The sequence below is a fragment of the Vibrio sp. 10N.222.49.C9 genome (genome assembly GCF_041474985.1).
Taxonomy (GTDB): domain Bacteria; phylum Pseudomonadota; class Gammaproteobacteria; order Enterobacterales; family Vibrionaceae; genus Vibrio; species Vibrio crassostreae_C.
The window spans coordinates 1-346 of record NZ_JBFRVD010000753.1 but is presented as its reverse complement, the minus strand read 5'-3'; the positions used below and the strand labels follow the sequence as shown (position 1 = coordinate 346).

Annotated in this window: 1 protein-coding gene; it reads right to left on the bottom strand. The window is 48.0% G+C overall.

All coding sequences use genetic code 11. The features are described 5' to 3' along the window. Positions 1 to 346 (bottom strand): alanine:cation symporter family protein (locus AB4585_RS25415; protein WP_372171556.1); only part of this gene is annotated, 346 nt, incomplete at both ends.

Here is a 346-nt window from a genome sequence, read left to right as displayed (position 1 = left end):
TAATTAGGATCATAAATGCCGTAGCAGAACAAACCAGCAGTGTATCAATATAGATAGAGAACGATTGAACTAGACCTTGCTGTGCAGGGTGCGCCACGTTGGCTGCTGCTGCCGCATGTGGGCCAGTACCTTGACCTGCTTCATTTGAGTAAACACCACGCTTAACGCCCCAACCAATAGCAGCACCAAAGCCAGCCATCGGAGTAAAGGCATCACCGACAATCATCGCAAAAATACGAGGCACTTCAGTGATGTGAAGCAGGATGATGACAAACGCCGTCAAGATGTAGGCCAGAGCCATGAAAGGAACAACAATCTGAGTAAAGTGAGCAATACGCTTAACACC